This is a genomic window from Micromonospora parastrephiae (assembly GCF_016802865.1).
GTDB classification, from domain to species: Bacteria; Actinomycetota; Actinomycetes; order Mycobacteriales; family Micromonosporaceae; genus Micromonospora; species Micromonospora parastrephiae.
In genome coordinates this window covers 1-3581 of record NZ_JAEVHM010000330.1, presented here as the reverse complement: position 1 = coordinate 3581, position 3581 = coordinate 1, and the positions used below count along the sequence as shown (strand labels likewise).

The window sequence follows — 3581 nt, the reverse complement described above, 5'->3', positions numbered from 1 at the left end:
CCGGCCGTCCGTCCGCGACCCGGCTGACCACCCCGTGCGCACCGAGATCACCGTGGTGGACGCCGACCCACCCAGTGCAGGACGACCCCGGCCGGATCCGGCGCCGCCGCCCCGAACCGCCACGCCGACCCGACCGGCTCGGCCGCCGGCGCCGGTGCCGGCGGTCAGTCCGACGGACGGCAGGACCTCGCCCAGGCGGGCCCGACCGGGCACACCGCCACGGACGTCCGCCGCTCCCTGTTCTGGTCCGGGATCTTCGGCCTCACCATCTCGCTGGCCGGCCTCGGCCTGGTCGGCACCCGCCGCCGGATGTGGTGAGCACCCGTCACGGTGTGCTCGTCGCCGTCGGGCTCGACGTGGTCGGGACGCTCCCGGTCGTCGGCCGGGCCTGCGAGACGATCAGCAGTACGTCCTCGCCGTCCGACACCGTCGTACCGGCCCCCGGCTCGGTGCCCACCACCGTCCCCGGCGGCAGTTCGGACGGACGGTACACCACCCGGTAGGGCAGGCCGAGCCGTTCCAGCAGCCCTTCGGCGGTGGCCTGCGGCAGGCCCGCGACCGGCGGCACCGGCACCTCGGCGGGCTCGCTCGACGGCGGCGGGCTGCTCGGCGTCGCACTGCTCGGCGTCGCGGAGGTCGGGGCCGCGCTGGTCGGCGCGGCGCTGGTGGCGCTGCCCGGCGGAGGCGAAGGGGTGGACCCCGGGTCGTCCCGGTCGTTGTCCCGCGCGCTGAGCACCACCCACAGTGCGGCCCCGAGCAGGCCGGCGAGCACCAGCGCGAGCACACCCCAGAGGATCGGCAACCACCACCGCCGCCCACCCTGCTCTTCTGCGTACCAGTCGCCGGCCGGTTCCGCTGGTCGCGGCGGCCGCACCTCCGCCCGCCCGGACCACGGCGCGGGGTTCAACCGCTCGACGGGCATCCGCGCCGTCGGGTCGACCGGCTGGCCGAGCGCGGAACGATCAATCGGCATGGTCTGGTCGGATGGAGCGGTCGCCTCGGGCCCGCCCTGCGACACGGTCCGGTCGATCGGCGCCGTCTCATCCGGTGTGGCGGGCCGGTTCATCGGCGCCGTCTCACCCGGTGCGGCGGGCGGTTTCGGCTCGGGCCGGTCCGCGGAGGGTAGGGGGCGGGTCCGGTCGTCGTCGCGCTCCCCGGCGGGCGGCTCCTGGCGGTCGTCGCTCATCGCACGTCCTTTCCCGAACCGGGGCGGGCGGCATGGCCCTCGACCGTCAACCTAGCGGCCCGCACCGCCATCGGCGCGGATCAGCGGCCCCCGGCGAGCCGGGATACGCGAGCCGCGCGGGTGCGGACCGCAGATCAGAAGGCCGGTCTGGTGCTCGGCTGGCCGGCTGGATCCGTACCGCACCAGATGCTGACCTGGTCGTTCCAGCGGGCCGGACCGTCCTCGGCCGGTTCCTGTCGGGAGACCTTTCCACTGCGTCCGCTGCGGTAGCTCGGGTAGAGCCCCTCCTCGACCAACTCGTCGGCAGCCTTGGCGCAGTCGTCACCGACCACGTCCGGCACCTCGGCGGGCGGCGGCGGCCCGGCCACCTGGAGCTGCACGGTGGTGCCCCGGGTGACCTCGGTGCCCACCGTGGGCGAGGCACTCTCGACCGTACGACCGGTGCCACCGCCGAAGACCAGCCGCCAGCCCAGCCGCTGCTTGCGCAGCATGTCCCGGGCCTCCTCGAAATCAGCGCCGACCACCGGCGGGACGGTCAGCCCGGCCCCCTTGGTCGCGCTGGCGGACGTCCGGGGAGCGGAGGGCGTGGTCCGGCCAGTGCTCGGCCGGGGCTCGGTCGACCGGGTGGTCGGCGCACCGGTCGCGCTCGCCACGGCGAGCGGCTCATCAGGAGGGTTGTCACCGCCGGCCAACAGCCAGCCACCGGTCGCACCCACCGCGGCGAGGAGCACCGCCACCAACCCGCCACCGAGCAGGACGGTGGCACGGCTCGCGCCGCCCTCGCCCCGGCCGTCGGCGGAATCCTGCCGACCCGTGTTCGCGTCCGTCATACCGCACACCGCCTCATCACCGGCGACCGTACCGGTCACCGCCAAGCCCGTTCGCGCCCACCGGCCCGTGCCGGCGGATCGTCTGCGACTCGCCGCGCCGTCGACGGGACGTTACGCTGCCCGGCATGGCCAGACGGGGCTGGGGAGTATCGATCGCGACGGCGATCGGGGTCGCTGCCGGCGCGGCGCCGCACAACTGGGCTTCGGCTACGGGCTCGGCGTCATCACCTGGACGCCCACGGACGCCGCAGCCGCCGGCACGGCCTGGGCGGACGGCCTCGCCTGGGCGACCTGGCTGGCCGCCAGCTCAACGGTCCTCGGCGCGGTCTGCGCACAGCGGCTGCACCAGCGGCCGGCCCACACCAACGAGCCCACGGCGCCCGCCGATCACAGCCCGCCGGCAACGGACCGGCCTGACCGTCCGGAGCCCGCAACACTCGACACCGGGGCTTCGGCGGCGGCGGAGAACTTGACCACCCTGGACGGTGAACGCGGCGGTCTGCTGCGACGGGTGGCCATCGCCCTGGGCGCCGGGCTCGGCGGGTTGGTCACCGTGCTCCTTGTCGCCGTACCCGCGCGGGTCGCGGTGGGCGCCGACACCGCCGCGCCGCAGCGGGTCGCCGCCGTACACACGGCGCTGGGCATCCTCATCGGCGTACTCGTCGCGGTCTGGGCCCTGCGCTCCCGCGCCGCCGCCGTGAACGTGACCGCGACGGCCGCCTGGCTGTGGCTGCTCGCCGTGGTCTCGGTGATCGACGGGGTACGCGTCGGACGCGGCCTGGTCGGCGCCCAACTCGGCACCTGGCAACTCGACCCGGATCACCCCCGGTACTGGATCGGAGACCAGCTCTACTGGCCCGGCGCGCTGCTGGCGCTCGTCCCCGCACTGGTGATCGGGGCACTGGCCGCGCGACGAGCCGTCCGATCGTCGGGGCACCGGGTCGGCGCGACGGCGTCGGGGGCGGCCGGCCCGCTGCTCGTCGCGCTCGCGTACCTGAGCACCGTGCCACGCTGGTCGACGCTGGGCCCGGCGCAGCTGTCCACTCAACTGATCGCCCCGTACGCCGTGATCGCCGGCATCGGCGGCTCCGTCCTGGCCGCCGTCCTCGCCGAGCGCGCCGAGCGGCACCGTTCCGCGAGCCGGAGTGCGGCTGTCGCCAGCACCCCGACCACGCCGCCGCGCCCGACCGCCCAGCCCGACCCGACCACGCCGCCCGACCCGACCGCCCAGCCCGACTCGACCGCTCAGCACGGCCCGGGTACGGCCACCACCAACCTGAGCCCGACCGGCGCGGCCGAACGCAGGCCGCCGGCACCCGGCGCGTCAACCCGCACCTCGACCGGCACGTCAACCGACACATCGACCGGCACATCGGCTGGGACCTCGACCGGCGCTGCGCCGCGGCGTGGCAGAACCGACCCGGCAGCGGCGGGATCCCGCCCGGGCGACGCGACCGCCGCACCACGCATCCCGGCACCACGGACGGAGCCGGACCTCCCCGCCCCGACCGACCCCGCAAAGCAGGACCCGACGCCGACCAGCCGCCGCGCCCGCAAAACCCCCC

At 76.0% G+C, this 3581-nt stretch carries 3 protein-coding genes; 1 reads left to right on the top strand and 2 read right to left on the bottom strand.

What is annotated here, in order from left to right; genetic code table 11:
* Nucleotides 1-325: 325 nt before the first annotated feature.
* The gene (locus JNW91_RS30415) at nt 326-1186 is read right to left on the bottom strand and encodes a PASTA domain-containing protein (protein WP_203178924.1); all 861 of its coding nucleotides are present in this window, start codon (nt 1184-1186) and stop codon (nt 326-328) included.
* A gap of 134 nt (nt 1187-1320) precedes the next feature.
* Nucleotides 1321-2016, bottom strand: a complete 696-nt coding sequence (locus tag JNW91_RS30410; protein ID WP_203178923.1) for a PASTA domain-containing protein — start codon at nt 2014-2016, stop codon at nt 1321-1323.
* 67 nt (nt 2017-2083) lie between these two features.
* Here JNW91_RS30410 and JNW91_RS30405 point away from each other — a divergent pair.
* Nucleotides 2084-3581, top strand: a 1498-nt coding sequence (locus tag JNW91_RS30405) for a hypothetical protein (RefSeq protein WP_203178922.1), incomplete at its 3' end; no start/stop codon positions are given.